Origin of the sequence: Bacillus sp. 41-22, assembly GCF_025809295.1 — a bacterium.
Lineage (GTDB): Bacteria > Bacillota > Bacilli > Bacillales > Bacillaceae_G > Bacillus_A > Bacillus_A mycoides.
Map to the genome: position 1 here is coordinate 1433841 of NZ_CP084035.1, position 16818 is coordinate 1450658.

At 34.3% G+C, this 16818-nt stretch carries 19 protein-coding genes; 8 read left to right on the plus strand and 11 right to left on the minus strand.

What is annotated here, in order from left to right:
- Window positions 1-214: 214 nt before the first annotated feature.
- Window positions 215-424: a hypothetical protein gene (locus tag LCF45_RS07350; protein WP_000880630.1), complete on the plus strand. Its 210-nt coding sequence runs from the start codon at window positions 215-217 to the stop codon at window positions 422-424.
- Window positions 425-463: 39 nt separating this feature from the next.
- Here the strand turns inward: LCF45_RS07350 and LCF45_RS07355 are convergent, their stop codons facing one another.
- Entirely contained in the window at window positions 464-1240 is a 777-nt protein-coding gene (locus LCF45_RS07355; protein WP_078206322.1) for a class I SAM-dependent methyltransferase, read from the minus strand.
- A gap of 108 nt (window positions 1241-1348) precedes the next feature.
- Between LCF45_RS07355 and LCF45_RS07360 the strand changes: the two genes are divergently transcribed.
- On the plus strand, window positions 1349-2200 hold the full coding sequence (locus LCF45_RS07360; protein ID WP_078206321.1) for a YhfM domain-containing protein: 852 nt from the start codon (window positions 1349-1351) through the stop codon (window positions 2198-2200).
- Between the two features lie 183 nt (window positions 2201-2383).
- Here LCF45_RS07360 and LCF45_RS07365 read toward each other — a convergent pair whose 3' ends face one another.
- Entirely contained in the window at window positions 2384-2581 is a 198-nt protein-coding gene (locus tag LCF45_RS07365; RefSeq protein ID WP_000776287.1) for a hypothetical protein, read from the minus strand.
- A 152-nt stretch (window positions 2582-2733) separates the two neighbouring features.
- Here LCF45_RS07365 and LCF45_RS07370 point away from each other — a divergent pair, with 152 nt between their 5' ends.
- From LCF45_RS07370 to hmpA, 3 genes are all read left to right on the plus strand, one after another.
- Window positions 2734-3831 (plus strand): site-2 protease family protein, encoded by a 1098-nt coding sequence (locus LCF45_RS07370; protein WP_002186315.1) that lies wholly within the window; start codon window positions 2734-2736, stop codon window positions 3829-3831.
- Window positions 3832-3945: 114 nt separating this feature from the next.
- The gene (locus LCF45_RS07375) at window positions 3946-4464 is read left to right on the plus strand and encodes a hypothetical protein (protein WP_002186313.1); all 519 of its coding nucleotides are present in this window, start codon (window positions 3946-3948) and stop codon (window positions 4462-4464) included.
- 193 nt (window positions 4465-4657) lie between these two features.
- Window positions 4658-5866, plus strand: coding sequence for an NO-inducible flavohemoprotein (gene hmpA, locus LCF45_RS07380; protein WP_060750567.1), 1209 nt, complete (start codon window positions 4658-4660; stop codon window positions 5864-5866).
- Between the two features lie 29 nt (window positions 5867-5895).
- Here hmpA and LCF45_RS07385 read toward each other — a convergent pair whose 3' ends face one another.
- Window positions 5896-6408 carry a Crp/Fnr family transcriptional regulator gene (locus tag LCF45_RS07385; protein WP_002086692.1) on the minus strand — a complete coding sequence of 171 codons (513 nt, stop codon included), beginning with the start codon at window positions 6406-6408 and terminating at the stop codon, window positions 5896-5898.
- A 170-nt stretch (window positions 6409-6578) separates the two neighbouring features.
- On the opposite strand from LCF45_RS07385, the gene LCF45_RS07390 reads away from it, so the two are divergent.
- Window positions 6579-6806, plus strand: a complete 228-nt coding sequence (locus LCF45_RS07390) for a hypothetical protein (protein ID WP_000883004.1) — start codon at window positions 6579-6581, stop codon at window positions 6804-6806.
- Window positions 6807-7099: 293 nt separating this feature from the next.
- Here LCF45_RS07390 and LCF45_RS07395 read toward each other — a convergent pair whose 3' ends face one another.
- The 3 genes from LCF45_RS07395 to LCF45_RS07405 form a co-directional block, all read right to left on the minus strand.
- Entirely contained in the window at window positions 7100-7900 is an 801-nt protein-coding gene (locus tag LCF45_RS07395; RefSeq protein WP_002126353.1) for a sulfite exporter TauE/SafE family protein, read from the minus strand.
- A 117-nt stretch (window positions 7901-8017) separates the two neighbouring features.
- Entirely contained in the window at window positions 8018-9016 is a 999-nt protein-coding gene (locus LCF45_RS07400; RefSeq protein WP_002126356.1) for an inorganic phosphate transporter, read from the minus strand.
- A gap of 11 nt (window positions 9017-9027) precedes the next feature.
- Window positions 9028-9648 (minus strand): DUF47 domain-containing protein, encoded by a 621-nt coding sequence (locus LCF45_RS07405; protein WP_000231445.1) that lies wholly within the window; start codon window positions 9646-9648, stop codon window positions 9028-9030.
- 310 nt (window positions 9649-9958) lie between these two features.
- Between LCF45_RS07405 and LCF45_RS07410 the strand changes: the two genes are divergently transcribed.
- Window positions 9959-11998, plus strand: a complete 2040-nt coding sequence (locus tag LCF45_RS07410) for a transglycosylase domain-containing protein (RefSeq protein ID WP_002126359.1) — start codon at window positions 9959-9961, stop codon at window positions 11996-11998.
- Between the two features lie 165 nt (window positions 11999-12163).
- Here the strand turns inward: LCF45_RS07410 and LCF45_RS07415 are convergent, their stop codons facing one another.
- From LCF45_RS07415 to LCF45_RS07425, 3 genes are all read right to left on the minus strand, one after another.
- The gene (locus tag LCF45_RS07415; protein ID WP_078206320.1) at window positions 12164-12601 is read right to left on the minus strand and encodes a hypothetical protein; all 438 of its coding nucleotides are present in this window, start codon (window positions 12599-12601) and stop codon (window positions 12164-12166) included.
- A 219-nt stretch (window positions 12602-12820) separates the two neighbouring features.
- Window positions 12821-13204, minus strand: a complete 384-nt coding sequence (locus LCF45_RS07420) for a Gly-Xaa-Xaa repeat protein (protein ID WP_252188976.1) — start codon at window positions 13202-13204, stop codon at window positions 12821-12823.
- A gap of 101 nt (window positions 13205-13305) precedes the next feature.
- Entirely contained in the window at window positions 13306-14571 is a 1266-nt protein-coding gene (locus LCF45_RS07425) for an ATP-binding protein (protein ID WP_002126365.1), read from the minus strand.
- 160 nt (window positions 14572-14731) lie between these two features.
- On the opposite strand from LCF45_RS07425, the gene LCF45_RS07430 reads away from it, so the two are divergent.
- Entirely contained in the window at window positions 14732-15577 is an 846-nt protein-coding gene (locus tag LCF45_RS07430; RefSeq protein ID WP_002086674.1) for a DUF72 domain-containing protein, read from the plus strand.
- A gap of 368 nt (window positions 15578-15945) precedes the next feature.
- Here LCF45_RS07430 and LCF45_RS07435 read toward each other — a convergent pair whose 3' ends face one another.
- Window positions 15946-16140 carry a DUF3924 family protein gene (locus LCF45_RS07435; RefSeq protein ID WP_002011737.1) on the minus strand — a complete coding sequence of 65 codons (195 nt, stop codon included), beginning with the start codon at window positions 16138-16140 and terminating at the stop codon, window positions 15946-15948.
- 120 nt (window positions 16141-16260) lie between these two features.
- A complete protein-coding gene (locus LCF45_RS07440; RefSeq protein ID WP_000806230.1) occupies window positions 16261-16791 on the minus strand; it encodes a tyrosine-type recombinase/integrase in 531 nt (176 codons plus the stop codon).
- Window positions 16792-16818: the final 27 nt, after the last annotated feature.

The window sequence follows — 16818 nt, forward strand, 5'->3', positions numbered from 1 at the left end:
CATATTTTTTGAGAAATACACTTTCCTGTAGAAATATAGCTGAGAATATAGGGGTTAATACTATTTGTAAAAATGCTGTAAAACATTATAGAGAATTGTAAAGTTTATGGAGAAAATCGATATTTATAAGAGTAAGGAAGGAATTGTTTGAATTTGCAGAGAATAATACAACAATCCACTTGCTGGAAAGAACAAACCAAAAGAGGTGACTGAAATGCTTGCGATGGGAGTATTATTTGGCATTATTGCTATAATTGGTTTTATGTGGTTATATTATTCGCGTTCGTTTAAACAAGCAGAAGTTTTACTCTTTCAAAAAGGTAGTTTGTTGACAAATCAGTCTAGATATTTAGTATGTCCGAAGTGTGGAAGTGCACAGGCCAGGAGTGGAGGATATCAAGAGTGTTGCAAAATTAGATTATGAAAGAAGGAAGCCTCACATTATTTTGTGAGGCTTCCTTCCTTACAATTTTTTCGCGCTCCAAATTGTCCAACGATCTCTTTCGATGATAGGAGAGACGTTTTGTAATGCCGTTTGGATATGATGTAGAAGCTGAGAAAGTTCATTATCTGTTAGTTCATATAGAATGGATCGGCCTGTTCGAGGAGATAAATCTTGTAGCAAAGCCTCTACAGAATCATGTACTTTTCGTACTTCCCATTGTGTTTGAATGGGGAGCGCTTGAAGAGGATATGTTTGTAATATTTGCTGTATAGTAGTGGTTTTTGGTCTTCTTTGCGCTTCTGTTTCAATGAGTTTTGGAAAGACCGAGAAAAAATATCCACGAAGGTGTTCAGGACTTCCTGGGATTATACAATCTTCAATGGTCCGGTCTTGTAAAATAAGTAGACCGTCTTTTTTTAATATACGAGAAGCCTCTCGTATAAATGTGGGAATATCATGCAAATGATGAATGACTGCACGAGAAATGACAAGGTCGAATGTTTCATTAGGGAATGAGATATTATGTGCATCACCGTGAATGAATGAAATGTTTGGGAAGGCATTACAATTTTCTTTTGCAGCTTGTAATATTTCTTTTGAAAAATCAAGCCCAACAACACTTTTGGCTCCCATAAGAGCAAGTTCTTTCGTGTAAATGCCGCCACCACAACCTATATCAATTACTTGTTTATTTTGCACATCTACAATATTGTTTATTGTTTCCTGCCATGAAATATGTGCGTTACGATTTGCATACGTATACTTATTATTTGCATCATGAAAATTAATGGACATTGTAAAATCCTCCCTTCAGTTTATAGTATAGCTCATTCTATATAATGTAACGTTTTTGTTTTATGCATGAGGGTTATAAGAATTTCTTATTGGAAAAGGAGAATCGATTTGAAAGGGAAATATTTAATGTTTTTATGTGTTATTTTACTCGCGTCGTGTGGTCAATCCGAGCAAAAGAAAGAACCGGAACAAGTAGAGGAGACAGTGAATGAAATGAGAGAACCATTACAAGTAACTGTTATGCAAAAAGGTAAAGAAGAAAAAAATTTAAAGAAAATGGATGCGGAGTTGGTGGTGGATATTATAAACAAAGCGGAAAAACAAGAAGTAACGGGTAGTTTTGGTGAACCGGAATATGAAATACAAATTAGTAGTGATGGAAAAAAAGAAACATATTATGCATGGTTAAGAGGAGAAGATCGCCGAGGATGGATTCAATATAAGAAAGATATGTATATGCTTAACGAAAAAGATACGGAAAAGCTTTTGGCTATCTTTCCAAAGATTCCAGAACAAAAAGAAGATGAGATGCAGGTAGGTAATTTAACGGAAGTAACAAAAAAAGACATGCAGATTACTGCGTTTCATATTAAAGCTGGTGATCAAAAAATGAATTATACAGTACGTTATACGATTTCACAATCACTATATAATAAGTTAGCAAAGGAACAAGAATATTATTTGCAATTAATTTTCCCGGAAAAGGTCCAAAAATTAATTGGCGCAAAAGAGAGTGAAATAATTTCAGCTGAAAAAGTAAAGGAAGGGTATAAACAGTATGAGTTGAATGTTACTGTTCCGATAAAAGATGCTTCAGAATCACAATTAAAATCACTAGAAACCTATTATGATAATCACGATTTACAAATATTAAATAGTAAGAAAGAAAAAGTAGGAGCATTTCAAAACATTATTCAAATTGTTAAAGAGTATGGTGAAAAAATGAATTTACAAAGATAAAGTGAAATTTTAATCAGTGGGGGCATCCCCCGCTGATTATTAGCACGAATCCTACCTAAATTCTTTGCTCCAGCCGAATTTTGAGGTGGGATTCTTACTGCCCGTAAATAGCGGGCAGTAAGAATCATAAAGTCTATATGGCCTTTCCTAGGAAATGATAATAGAGGGGAAAGATCCCCTCTATTATTTTGCTTTTGCAGATGGCTCATTCATTGATTTTCGTGTAATTAGAAAGGAAATCATAAGAGCAGAAAGAATAATAAGGGCTATAAATAAGTGATTTGGCAACCAATCTAATAATAATACGTAGCTGACGGTATAAAAAATAAGAGTTGAAGCTAAAAACGATAGAGCGCCTATCATAAGAGATTGTAATTTCATTTGTATTTACCTCCTTTTATTTTTATTTTTGGCTAAAAATGGATGGAATAAACATTATTTCTAACAATAGAAAAAAATATGTCATAATAGAGAAAAAGAATAAGTTTTGATGAGTGTATATGGCTCAATAAAGCGAGATAAAGGAGAGGAATATGAAAAATAATAAAAAAGGATTATGGGGAGTTATAGTTGCAATAGGGTTATTTTTACTATCTAAGTTAAAATGGGTATTTGCAATTTTTAAGTTAGCAAAATTTTCAACAGTATTTAGTATGTTTTTATCGCTTGGTGCATACGCAGTCATATATGGTTGGAAGTTTGGGGTAGCACTCGTATATTTATTGTTTGTACATGAGATGGGGCATTTATGGGCAGCGAGAAAGAAAGGGATACCAACATCGCCAGCAATCTTCATACCATTTATGGGAGCTCTTATTGGGATGAAAGAGATGCCGAAAAATGCAAAAGATGAAGCTTACATTGCATATATGGGACCTCTTTTCGGATTGCTTTCATTTTTACCTGCGATCCCACTGTATATAATCACGAAAGAGCCGTTTTGGGCGCTTATTATTTTACTTGGAAGTATGATTAATTTCTTTAATTTAATTCCAGTTTCTCCATTAGATGGTGGACGAATAATTTCAGTTGTAAGCACGAAAATTTGGGGAGCAGGGCTAGTTTTACTACTCGGCTATTCTATTTACTTCAAGAGTATTTTAGGAGGGTTTATTTTTATTATCGGCTGTATGGAACTATATAGAGTAATAAAGAGAGATGAGCCGATTAAGGAATTAGGATATAAAATCGATGGAATGACAGGATATGTTGCTAGGCTTGAAGAGGAATTAAAAGAAACTGGTGCGGTGCATCGAACGATTTATATGATTCACCATGAAATGAATGTATTAAGACAAAGAGAACGTGAAAAAGAATTAAAAACAGGAGAACTTCAAAAGATTGAAGTGCTAGAGTACCTTTTACCAAAATTTGAGCCACTTGATTATGTCCCATATGAAGATGAAAAAGAAATGCATACAATTCATATAAGAGAAGCATTTGAAATGTCAGAAAGAAAATTAAATGAATGGGAAACAGAAAAGGAACAACAAGAAAATTATTATAAAGTCGATACGAAAACGAAATGGACAGTATTTGCTTGTTATATCGGATTAATGGCTATACTCGGTTATACAGCTTATGAAGGTTATGTTGTTTTACAAGAGCATTTACCAAGGAGAAGTTTGTAGAAAAATAGTGTCGAAATGAAAAGGAGGATTTAAACAGGAATTACATTTCTACGAGAGAATGTTACAAGTGTAACAGTACATTGTAATATTCATAGTAGAAAAGGGGTTCTGTATATGAAGAAATTGTTAAGTGTATTGGTAACTATTACTGTGATGGCAATAGCGAGCTATAGTCTTATGAAAGTACTATTATATTATGCGAATAAGTCTGCTGGAGTAAATACAGTAGCACAAATAGAAGAGGTGCAAGAGAAGAAGAAGACACTCGATTTTGTTCGTACGACACATGAAAGTTATAATAATTTCTTGAATTATGGCAAGGCAGAGAAATATACAGATGGGGATTGGAAACATTTTAAACGATGGTTTCAAGAGCAAGAAGCCTCTTTAAAAAATATACATAAAGAAATAAAAAATGAAAAAATAAAACGCGATGTGAATAGAAGTTATGAAATTGTAAAAAAAGGTGTGGAGCTTCAGAATATTGAGTATGTAATCTATGCTCATCGCGTATATCATGACTTGGATATACTTGTGAATAAACATAAAGGTGAAACGAATATATGGGGGTATACAGAGTTTGGAGATGGGCAGAATATAAGAGTAATTGAACAAGCAATACAAACAAAGTAGTAGGCTAGCTAGAATTCTAGTTAGCTTTTTTTTTTGAGCACAATTAATGGGGGCTAATTAAAATTTACTTAATATGTGCATTGTTCATATATTTTTCACAAAAACACCATGTTAATAGTGATTAAAATCACAATATGAATTATACAATTCAGTTAAACTAAAAACAGTTAAGGAAATAGAGGAGTGGGATACAATGTTAAGTGCAAAAACAATTGAAATCGTAAAGTCAACAGTACCGTTATTACAAGAAAAAGGCGTTGAGATTACAACGAGATTTTATCAAATTTTATTTTCGGAACATCCGGAGTTATTGAATATTTTCAACCATACGAACCAGAAAAAAGGAAGACAACAACAAGCATTAGCAAATGCTGTTTATGCAGCTGCAATGTACATTGATAATTTAGAAGCTATTATTCCAGTTGTAAAACAAATCGGTCATAAGCATAGAAGTTTAGGTATTAAAGCAGAGCATTATCCAATAGTAGGTACATGCTTACTACGAGCGATTAAAGAGGTCGCAGGCGCACCTGATGAAGTTTTAAATGCATGGGGAGAAGCGTATGGCGTCATTGCTGATGCATTCATTAGCATTGAAGCGGGTATGTATGAAGAAGCTGCACATAAAGAAGGTGGATGGAAAGATTTCCGCAACTTTGTGATTGTTAAAAAAGTGAAGGAAAGCGACGTTATTACATCATTTTATTTAAAACCTGAAGATGGCGGGAAAGTTTCTTCATTCATCCCAGGACAATATGTAACGATTCAAATAAATATTAAAGGTGAGACATATACACATAATCGTCAATATAGCTTGTCTGATGCTCCAGGAAAAGAATATTATCGTATTAGTGTAAAGAAAGAAAAAGGTGTAGATACACCAGATGGTAAAGTATCTAATTACTTACATGATCATGTAGGGGAAGGGGATGTCTTACCAGTAAGTGCACCAGCGGGAGATTTCGTATTAAATATGGAGTCAACATTACCTGTTGTACTAATTAGCGGTGGAGTAGGTATTACACCGATGATGAGTATGTTAAATACGTTAATTGAACAAGAATCAAAGCGTAATGTATGCTTTGTTCATGCGGCGATAAATAGTAATACACATGCGATGAAAGAGCATGTTGAGACAGTAGAAAAAGAGTATGAACAAGTTAAAGCATATACTTGCTATTCTTCACCGACAGAGCAAGATGTGGAAATGAAGAATTTTGATCAAGAAGGATTCATTGAACGTGAATGGTTACAAACTATTATTCCAACGACTGATGCAGAATTTTATTTCTGCGGTCCAGTACCATTTATGAAACATATAAATGCTGCATTAATTGATTTGGGTGTTAAACAAGAGAACATTCATTATGAATTTTTCGGTCCCGCAGCAAGCTTACAATAGGTTAACGTTGCCAAGCGAAAAACGAGGTATTATTTTACCTCGTTTTTTGCTTGTTCTCTAAGTAAGCGATTTACTGTTTCGCGGCGTACACCTATGAGCTGACCAATTTCAGTTTGTGTTAATATTTCATAAATAGGGATGTCACCTAAATAAAAGGTGAACCACTCTTGTAAACGATGAAGGCGCTCTTTAGGAGAGACAGTTGTCAATTGATCGATACGCTGTTGCATCATTCTTAACTTCGATTGTAATTGTATAGCGATATTTTCATATGATGCAGGATTTGCCTGAAGTTTGTCGTACCATTCATTGCTAATTATAGGCTCGACTTCTGTTTTCATTAAAGCGATAGCTGTACCGTGATATTCCTTCGGTGAAATTAAAGAATGGTGAGGTATCGTTTCACCAGGAACGATAATATTAAATAAAAATGGTGTTCCGTCTTCTTCTAACCGAATCACTTTTAATAAACCTGTTTTTATAAAATATAATGGACCGTCCTCACCTTGACGGAATAATACATCTCCCTTATGTAGAATCAATGTTAGCCCCCCATTAAAACATTTCTATTTCTTATATTTTAGCGTATATGTATAAAGACAATATGCTTTTTAAACAGCAATTTCATTGACGAAATGTATGCTATTACAGTAGTATACTATTTAGTGTGTAATAGTACTAGCAATGAATACGCTGTAGGGGGTTTAGTATATTGTTAGATGCGATGAAGATGACGGATATGAGAATTCCGGCGAATGCTATCATTCATGTAGAAGAGATGAAAGGTGGAGTCGTTTTATCCGTTGAAATAGACGGCCAAATTATTTATACGATGGCTTATGATGAAGAAACAGATAGTTATGCTGAATTATATGATCGAAACGATAAGAGGGCGTGCCAAGTACATGAAGACTTTATGGGATGGTCACTTCTTCACTAAAAAGATGTCAATATGACATCTTTTTTTATTGAATCGATAGATTATACAAAGAAATGAAATATAAGGATAAAATTTGTAATAAATGATTTTGCATTGTTAGCGCTTTGTAACTGTAAGATAACTGTTTTTTCGCTATCATAAAGATAACAGTCATAGCTATAGGAGTGGTCAACTTGAAGAAATTACATATTTCAAATTTTATGCTATTAAGTGTTTGTTTAGTTTTATTTGTTCTCCTAGGAGCCTTTTTATATTCATGTGTATAAGAAAAAACGCATTCTAGAAAGAACGCGTTATAAAAATGAAGTAATGATTAATCTAGTTCCAAGAATAATTAATGTGATACGTAATAAATTAATTATTGCATTACCGCTTAATTTTGTGTTAATATAAGCCCCGATTTTTCCGCCAATCCATGCACCAGGAATAAGAATTAATGCATAAGCCCAGCTGACATTTCCTAGAGAGATGTGAGTTAAAGAACTTACAATTGCTGAGAGAAATACGATAAACATTGAAGTTGCTACAGCAATGTGTGCTGGGAACGCAAAAAGGAGCATCATCGCTGGCACAAGTAAGGCACCACCACCGATTCCAAATAATCCGGATATAAATCCAACTATAAAGGCAATAAAGATAGCGAGAAATGGTGGGAATTGATAGTCTACAGTATTTCCTTCGTTATCTGTAAAAGATCGCTTAATTACAGTCATATTTGATAGGGAAAGAGGTTTCAATTTGTCTCGTAGTATAAGAAGAATAGAGACGAATATAAGAAAAATCCCAAAGTATAAAGAAAATGTATCTTGGTTTAAAAATTTGTTTGCCCATGATCCGATAATACCACCAGGGCCACTCCCGATAAATAAAATAAGTCCACTTTTATAATCTACCCGTTTATGTTTCATATAAGTAAGGGTAGAAGCCAGCCCTGTAAAAACGACTGTTACCATAGAAGTTCCTACTGCGAGTTGTGGTGATAAACTGTGTAATCCAATTAATAACGGAACGATAATAATTCCGCCTCCAAGTCCGACTAGGCTCCCGACTGTCCCGGCGATTAATCCGATGAAAAGTAACATGATGTATTCCAAAATTGCCAACTCCTCTATATAACTTATCCATCAATCATTATACACGCTTTTTAATAAGAAATAGGCTTGTTCACAAAAAAGTCGTCTTCCTAGAAAAATAAGGAAGACGACTTTTGATTAAAAGATTAAGTGTAATAAGTAGTAAAATAATGCAGCTAAAGAAGCTGAAATAGGAAGTGTAATAACCCATGTAATTAACATGCGTTTTGCAGTTCCCCATTTTACACCTTTCACGCGATGTGAAGCACCAACTCCTAAAATAGAAGAAGAGATAACGTGCGTCGTACTAACCGGTAAGTGAATAAATGTTGCGCCGAAAATAACAAGTGATGATGATAAATCGGCAGCTACACCATTTACAGGACGAATTTTCATAATTTGTCCACCGACAGTTTTAATAATTTTCCAACCACCGACAGAAGTACCAAGACCCATTGCGATTGCACAAGATAATTGTACCCAGAAAGGGATATCGCCAGAAGTATGATAGTTATTGGCCATAAGAGCCATCGTAATGATTCCCATTGCTTTTTGTGCATCATTCGTACCGTGCGTATAAGCTTGCAATGCAGCGGTGAAAATCTGGAATATACGGAAGTTCTTGTTCGTTTTCGTTAAGTTAAAGTTTTTAAATACCACTTTAAAAATACTATATACGATGTAACCAATAACAAAAGCGATGATCGGTGAAATGATTAAAGCTTCAAGAATTTTTATAAACCCTTTATAGTTTAATGAGCTAATACCAGCAGCAGCAATTGCTGCACCAGCGATTGCGCCAATGATTGCATGCGAAGAACTACTTGGAATGCCATAGTACCAAGTGATCAAATTCCAGACTATTGCCGCAAGCAAAGCAGCTAAAATTACAAGAGAACCATTTTGCAAAGCAAACGGGTCAACAATATCTTTTGTAATCGTTTTTGCTACACCTGTAAATGTCATCGCACCTAAAAAGTTCATAATAGCTGCCATAACAATTGCATGTCTAGGCTTTAGAGCTTTCGTTGAAACAGCCGTTGCAATAGCGTTTGCTGTATCGTGAAATCCATTGATAAAGTCAAAAGCTAAAGCGCAAATGACTACTAAAACGGTCAGTATCAAGAGTGTATCCATGATCAAACTCCTTACGCGTTCTTCATAATGATTGTTTCTAATACGTTTGCAACGCTTTGACAGCTATCAGCTACTTCTTCAAGCTCTTCGTAAATCTCTTTAAATTGAATAATCTTAATCGGATCTTTCTCACGAGAGAATAAGTGCTTAATCGCATGACGGCGAATATCATCACATTGTGACTCGTAATCCTTAATCTTGATCGCATTTGTACGAATATCGACTAATTTCTTTTTAGAAAGTAGTTCAACAGAATTTGCAATCTCAATCGCACATTGATTAATTGCTTCAACGAATTTAATCATGTATTCATCAGCTTCTGTAATAGAATACATTTCGAATAGACCAGCACTGTGATCTAATCCGTCTAATACATCATCCATACTCATTGCAAGTTGTAGGATGTCTTCACGTTCAATAGGAGTAATAAACGCTTTGTTTAGCTCCATAATGATTTCGTGAATGAATGAGTCACCTTTTGACTCATACTCTTTCATGCGCATAGAAAACTCTTTTAAATCGCTAGCATTTTTAATTTTATACTCCACGAAAAACTGCGCGCCTTCTTTTAAATTTTCGGAAACGTTCATAAGCATTTCAGAAAATTTATCTTTTTTTGATTTAAAGACCATTATTGTTACCCCCACAAAAGTAATATATGTAAAATATATTGGCTAATCAATTCTAACAAAAAACTGTCGTTTTTTAAAACATTTTATCGAAAAGTTTACAAAAACTTAACAAAACTCTCATTGTTGTATTAATAATATTAATACTCAACAATGAATATCTTACTTGTAGAATGTCCTTTTCTTGCAAAAAGTATGAATGTGAAAGAAAAGCTTTACACTATAGGAACGACTACGTTATTATAATAAATTTAAAAGGAGGTATATTCTTCCTTTTAAAAAAAGAGTGTAAACAAATGAAGGAAGTGAACCAATGAAATTGAAGAACACTCACTTTAAAAAAACGCTTGAGTGGTTCAATAAGAGGAAGAAACTACGCAATTCATTAATTGTATTGGGAAGTTTACTTGCTACTCTATTTATTGTTGTAAATATAATAATTTCCATTCAAGATATATCTGAATTAAAACAAGCTGTTCCACAACCGACTTTAATTTATGATGCAAATAATGAAGTTGCGACTAAATTAGCTTCTTCTAAAACAGAAGGGGTCAAAAGGAAAGATATTCCTGATATTATGGTTCAAGCAATTGTTGCAGTAGAAGATAAGGAATTTTTTAGTCATCATGGTATTTACTATAGTGGAATTATAAGTGCTGTATTTAAGAACATTACAGCCGGTGAAGTTGTGGCAGGTGGTAGTACAATTACACAACAACTTGCGAAAAATGTATTTTTAACGCAAGACCGTACATTCTCGCGTAAAATAAAGGAATACTTTCTAACGAAAAAAATAGAACGTACTTATACGAAAGATGAAATTGTTGAAATGTATATGAATCAAATTTATTTTGGTGAAGGTGCTTGGGGGATAAAAAGAGCAGCTAAATCTTATTTTGATAAAGAAGTAAAAGACTTAACGATTTCAGAAGCTGCAACGATTGCAGGATTAATTAAAGCGCCATCTGCGTATTCGCCGTATAAAAACTTTAATAAATCAATTGAAAGACGTAATGTCGTATTAGGTTTAATGAAGGAGCAAGGATATATTTCTGAAGAACAATATAATCAGGAGAAAGAATCAGGTCTTGTATTACGACGTGGTGTTGACGATAAATATAAGGGAAAATATTCTCAATACGTAGATTATATTGTTAGAGAAGCGATGGACAAGTATGAATTAACACAAAATGAAATTTTAGCAGGTGGCTATCGTATTTATACGGAACTTGACTCGAAAAAACAACAAGCGGTTGAAGATGTTGTGAATAATGATAGTTATTTTAAAGATAGTGGCTCAGATCAGCTTATGCAAACTGGAGTGGTCCTTATGAATCCAAAAACTGGCGGTGTTCCGGCTTTAGTTGGAGGCAGAGGTCCTTATCAATTTTTACAGTTTAATCATGCAACACAATTAAAAAGACAGCCAGGTTCAACGTTAAAGCCTCTTGCAGTGTATGTACCAGCGTTAGAACAAGGATATGAAGTATACGATGTCTTAAAAGATGAACCGTTTAATATTAAAGAATATGCACCACAAAATAGTGATCATACGTTCCATGGTAATGTGACGATGTATGAAGCGGTGGCAAAGTCATATAATGTTTCAGCAGTTTGGCTATTAGAGAAAATTGGATTAGATAAAGGATTGAAATCTTTAGAGCGGTTTGGTATTCCATTAGAGCCTGAAGACCATACGTATCCGATTGCTTTAGGAGGTATGCATGTAGGGACTTCACCATTTGTAATGGCTCAAGCGTATAGCGCACTTGCAAATGATGGTGTCCAAGTAGAAGCCCATGCCATTAGAGAAATCCAAAATGCTGAAGGGAAAACAATTGGAAAATGGTATAAGAAAGAAACTCGTGTGACGAACGAGAAAGTTGCCCAAAAGATGACATACTTATTAAAAGGTGTTATTGAAAGGGGAACAGGTGAAAAAGCGAAAGTTAATAATATCGATACCGCAGGCAAGACAGGGACTACCCAGCTTGTAAATGGACCAAGCACTGGTGCGAAGGATTCGTGGTTTGTTGGATACACACCGGATTTAGTAGGTGCGATTTGGGTAGGGTATGATAAAACGGATAGTGAGCATTATGTGCCAGGAGGCAGCCAAATTACAACGACAATGTTCCGGGATATTATGAAGAAAGCGAATGGAAATCCAACTCAAAAGGCATTTCAGTTATCGCTAATACCTGAGGCGGATTATACAAAACAATTAAAAACGATTGAGGAAGAAAAACGAAGGAAAGAAGAAGAGAAAAAACGAAAAGAAGAGGAACAACAAAGAAAAGAACAGCAAAATGAATGGATAGATAAAGTGAAAGAGTGGATTCCATTTTGGTAAAAAAAGAGGCGAATAACGAGTTCGCCTCTTTTTTATGAGAAATGAGCGGTTTTATCTCGGTTCAAAATGTGGCAACAGAAAAGAAGTTAGGTGAGAATCGAGCTGCCTATAAAAATTTGATGGGTTTAACTTAATAATCCGTGGGGATGGGAAAAGCGCCACGGATTAAAGCTTCAGTTTATTTAGCGTAACATTGGTCCTACCGAAGGATTGAGAATCATACGTGACGGTTATTATTCCTTTACTAATAGGTTCATATGGCAATTCCTCTTCGAAATTTCCAGTATTTTCATTATGGATAGAGAGTGTTATTTCATCAACGTCTTTATTTTTATATTGATCTTTAATCGTTTCAGCGATTTGAAGTAGGTTTTCATAACTAGAAGCTTCTGTAATAAGCATTCCTTTTATAACTTTTTTTTCATTTTGTGTGGAAGAGGAATACGGGATGTTGTTTTGTTTTGTATACAGAAGTTCGTATGGAATTGTTTTTCTTTCTGCTTTTGAAACATTTGAATAGTTTAGAGTTAAAAGAAACCCTATACATAAAATTATGCATACCATAAGAACAAACCAAAAACGTGTCAGTGATATAATTCGCATTGTCATCCCTCTTTCATGTCTTTGTCTTCACTATTCATCATACAAAAAGAGGATTAAGCTAGAGTAAATTTGAAGTAAAGAAACGTAAAGAAGGAGCACTTATCCTCCAAAATAAGTGCTCCTTTTTATTAAAAGAAAGTTTTAACATACAATCAAAATAATACAAATTACTATAAATCAAACATTCTTGGTCGTTCAAAAATAAAATGAAAACTAAAATTAGTAAATTCGGAAGACTGATAGTGTAGCTGTTGTGTCACCAGTGTTAGGGATGGAAATAGTATTTACTGTAGGTTGTACAGAGATTGTTGTACCAGCTGTTAAAGTAACAATTGTGGAGAAAGAAACCGCACTACCGATAACGTTAGTTGAAAAATTACGAGTAGGTGGTTGACCGTTGAATGAAATACCGAATCCAAATGGTGAAGAACCCGGGAAGGTTGTAGATGCTGAGAAACTAATATCGTATACTCCTGTTTCTAAAATAGTTAAAGTATCTGAAGTGTCATTAAAAATGAGATTATTTAGTTCGAAAACTTGATTGAATTGGATATTCGTTCCAGGTGATATAGTTTGTGGATTAGAATTTCCTATTGCTGCTATAGTTACAGGGAGTGGTGTGCCCGACGGTCCAGTAGCGCCAGTAGCACCAGCCGGACCTTGAGCGCCTTGAGCACCTTGGGCACCAGCAGCACCAGCCGGACCTAATGATTAATTCGTTCATAGTTCGCTTTAGGTAAAATTGGAATAGAAATAGTGAAAGTTGTACCGTTTTGATTACTAGACATTTTTAATGTACCGTTATGATTTTGAATAATTTTCTTCGTTACTGACAAGCCCAGTCCTGTTCCTGAATCTTTTGTTGAGAAGAATGGATCAAAGATATATTCTTGAATAGCTGGAGGAACCCCAGTTCCGTTATCTGTGAAAGTAATCCGAACAAAGTTATCTAGGCGATAACTAGAGATTTGAATGGAAAGAGGTCTTTCGCCTCGAGCATCGATAGCATTTTGAAATAAATTTAAAAAAACTTGCACAAGTTCATGACGATCGATATTGACAAGTACACCATCTAATTCCGTAGAAAATTCATAGTCAATAGAAATGTTGTGTAAAAAAACTTCACTAGCAAGTAGTTGTTGAATATATTCGCGTAAAAACGTATTGATGGGAAAAGGTTCTCTAGTAAATTCACGCGTTTTTGAAATGGCTAAAAATTTTGTGATAATACTATTTGCACGATCTAGTTCAGGAATGAGTAGACTTTTAAACAATTCTTTATTGGATGGAGAAACGTTATCTTGTAGAAATTGCAAGTATCCACGTACCGTTGTAAGGGGATTTCGTACTTCATGAGCAATCCCAGCTGCGATTCGTCCTGCTAATGAAAATTTTTCTGCATCACGTTCTGTGTTTAAATAATGGAAGACACTAATAACTCTAAAAATCTCTCCGTTATAATCCCGAATAATTCGATTGTTTAAAATACCATAGTTTTTGTCTAACACTTCTTCATTATATATTTCTGTTCCTGTTCTTAATGTTTCAATCGCTTTAATTTGTTCTTCTGGCAAGTTTAGTAATTGTTGAATTGGCTTTCCAATTATATCATTTCGTACTACACCAAAATCATCTGCTGCAGCTTGATTACATAAAGTTATATTTCCTTTACTATCAACAAAGGTGACATGATGTGAAAAAGCATCAAAAATATGAACAAAGTATGTTTCAAGTTGTTCAAATAAAAATAATGAATCGCAAGTAAGTTGAAAATCAGCCTTTTTATTCTCTTTTTGTATGTTTTGAATGGAATGAGTCGTTCTCGTTTTCTTTATTTGTAAACCAATATGTGGATTCTTGTATGTGAAATGATGTGGTAATTGATTCACAAGCTCTTCATATAACCGCACTTTATTTTCTAGTTCTTCTATTCGTTTTTCATGAGATACAATATCATCGTTTGGAAGCATAAATAAATAACCCCTCAATTTAAAAATTCTTCCATTTAGTATATCATATTTTTATACGGATACTCTTAAAGAAGGGGCTACTTAATGAAATTGATTAGCTGAAATGTCTGGGAAGTGAGTAGAATGGATAGAAGGTGAAGTTAAAAAGGGAGGGATATATTTGCTTTTCATTGGAGTGACAGGGTGGGGAGATCATGATTCTTTATATATAAATCCCTATGAAAATAGAAATAAATTGCGAACTTATAGTGAACATTTTCCCATTGTGGAAGTAGATAGTTCATTTTATGCGATACAACCTGCGCGGAATTATACAAAATGGGCGATGGAAACGCCGAAAGATTTTTCTTTTATAGTAAAAGCCTATCAAGGAATGACAGGACATATGAAAGGGGAAATCCCTTTTTCTACGTTCGATGAGATGTTTGATGTGTATAAACAATCCATTCTTCCTTTAATAGAAGCAAATAAATTAAAAATGATTTTATTTCAATATCCACCATGGTTTGATTGTAAAGTGAAAAATGTAGATTTACTTCGATACACGAAAGAAAAAATGGAAGATTTACCATGTGCAATAGAATTTCGAAATCAAACATGGTTTTATCCAGAAATGAGAGATAAGACGTTACAGTTTTTAGAAAAAGAAAACTGGATTCATACAATTTGCGATGAGCCTCAGGCTGGAATAGGATCAGTACCGCTTATATTAGAGGCAACAAACTCGGACATGGCGTTAATACGTTTTCATGGCCGAAATGTTCATGGTTGGCTGGATAAAGGAGAAAATTGGAGAGCGGTTCGCTGTTTGTATCGTTATAATAGTAAAGAATTGGCGGAATGGGTAGAACGATTAGAGCGATTGAAAAAGAAGACGAAGGATATATTTGTATTGTTTAATAATAATTCGGGCGGAGATGCAGCGGATAATGCGAAACAGCTTATGAAAATGATGAACATTACATATGGTGAGCCGAAGCCTGAGCAATTAAATTTGTTTGAATGATGATAAACAAGAAAGGCACTGTACAAACAGGGGGAATGTACAGTGCCTTTCTATATGAAAAAGAGGGGTAACAATGTTACTGAGCGTTTGGTTGATTCATCACTTGTTGGCTTCATAATAAATGATAATGGTTATCATTATCATTGTCAATGGTTTTTCGGAAAATAAGTAAAAAACTTTTTATCCCGCTATTTGCGGCAGTAAAACTCCTACCTCAAAATTCGGCTGGAGCAAAGAAGTTAGGTGGGAGCCCTGCTGCCCGTAAACGCCCGATTGGTGAAGGCTAATAATCAGTGGGGGATGAACAAAACCCCCACTGATTAAAGTTTCACTTTATATTTTAAATAGTAATAAAAAAAGAACAGCAATTACTGCTGTTCTTTTCCATTGATGATTTGTTGTAAATCAAAAGGAGTTATCGCTTGGATAAATTCCTTTGAGATAAGTGTTTGAACGAGAGTGCTTTCAGAAATTGTAGCACCTGTTTTCTTTTCATAAGATTTCTTTAATAAATCAAGTTTTTCAGCCGTTTCTTTCGGTAATTCAATTGTTAATGTGTTCATAATTTCTCCCCCTTACTATTAGAGTACCACTACAGTATAGGAGAGACAAGAAAAGAGAATATGAAACATAAAAAAGGTTACCAAATTTACAAATGGTAACCTTTTTATGTATAAGAGTTATTAAGCAATACCGATATACTTTAAAGTTTTGGATGGAGTACTGTGATCAAAGAAGTGTTGTAAAAATGCAATATCAACACCTGATTTGTATGCACAATAGCCCCAAGTTTTTCGAAGTGTATGTGAGCTAATCCCTTCTAATCCAACTTCTTTTGCAGCTTTGTTTAAAATGTACCATGCATGTTGTCTCGTAATAGACTTTGTTCCTTTTTGAGACTTTAATAATGGTTCATTACGTTTCCAAGTTTTACGTTCTTTCATGTAGTCTTCGATTGCGTGCTGTAAGTCTTCATTTACAGCAAACCATTTATGTTTCTTTACTTTCTCATTGTAAAATAAAATGGAATGGCGAACATTTTCGTCTTCATCGATTACATCACTAACTTTTAATTGTAAGATTTCACTTACTTTTAAGCCAGAATTTACAGCTAATACGAATAATAAGCCATCACGTTTCGAAGATTGTAAAAGTATATTTTTGATAGTTTCTAATTGTTTTTCATTTTGAATAGGTTGTCCTGCTTGTTTCATTTCACGCACTCTCCTCTTTTATATGTG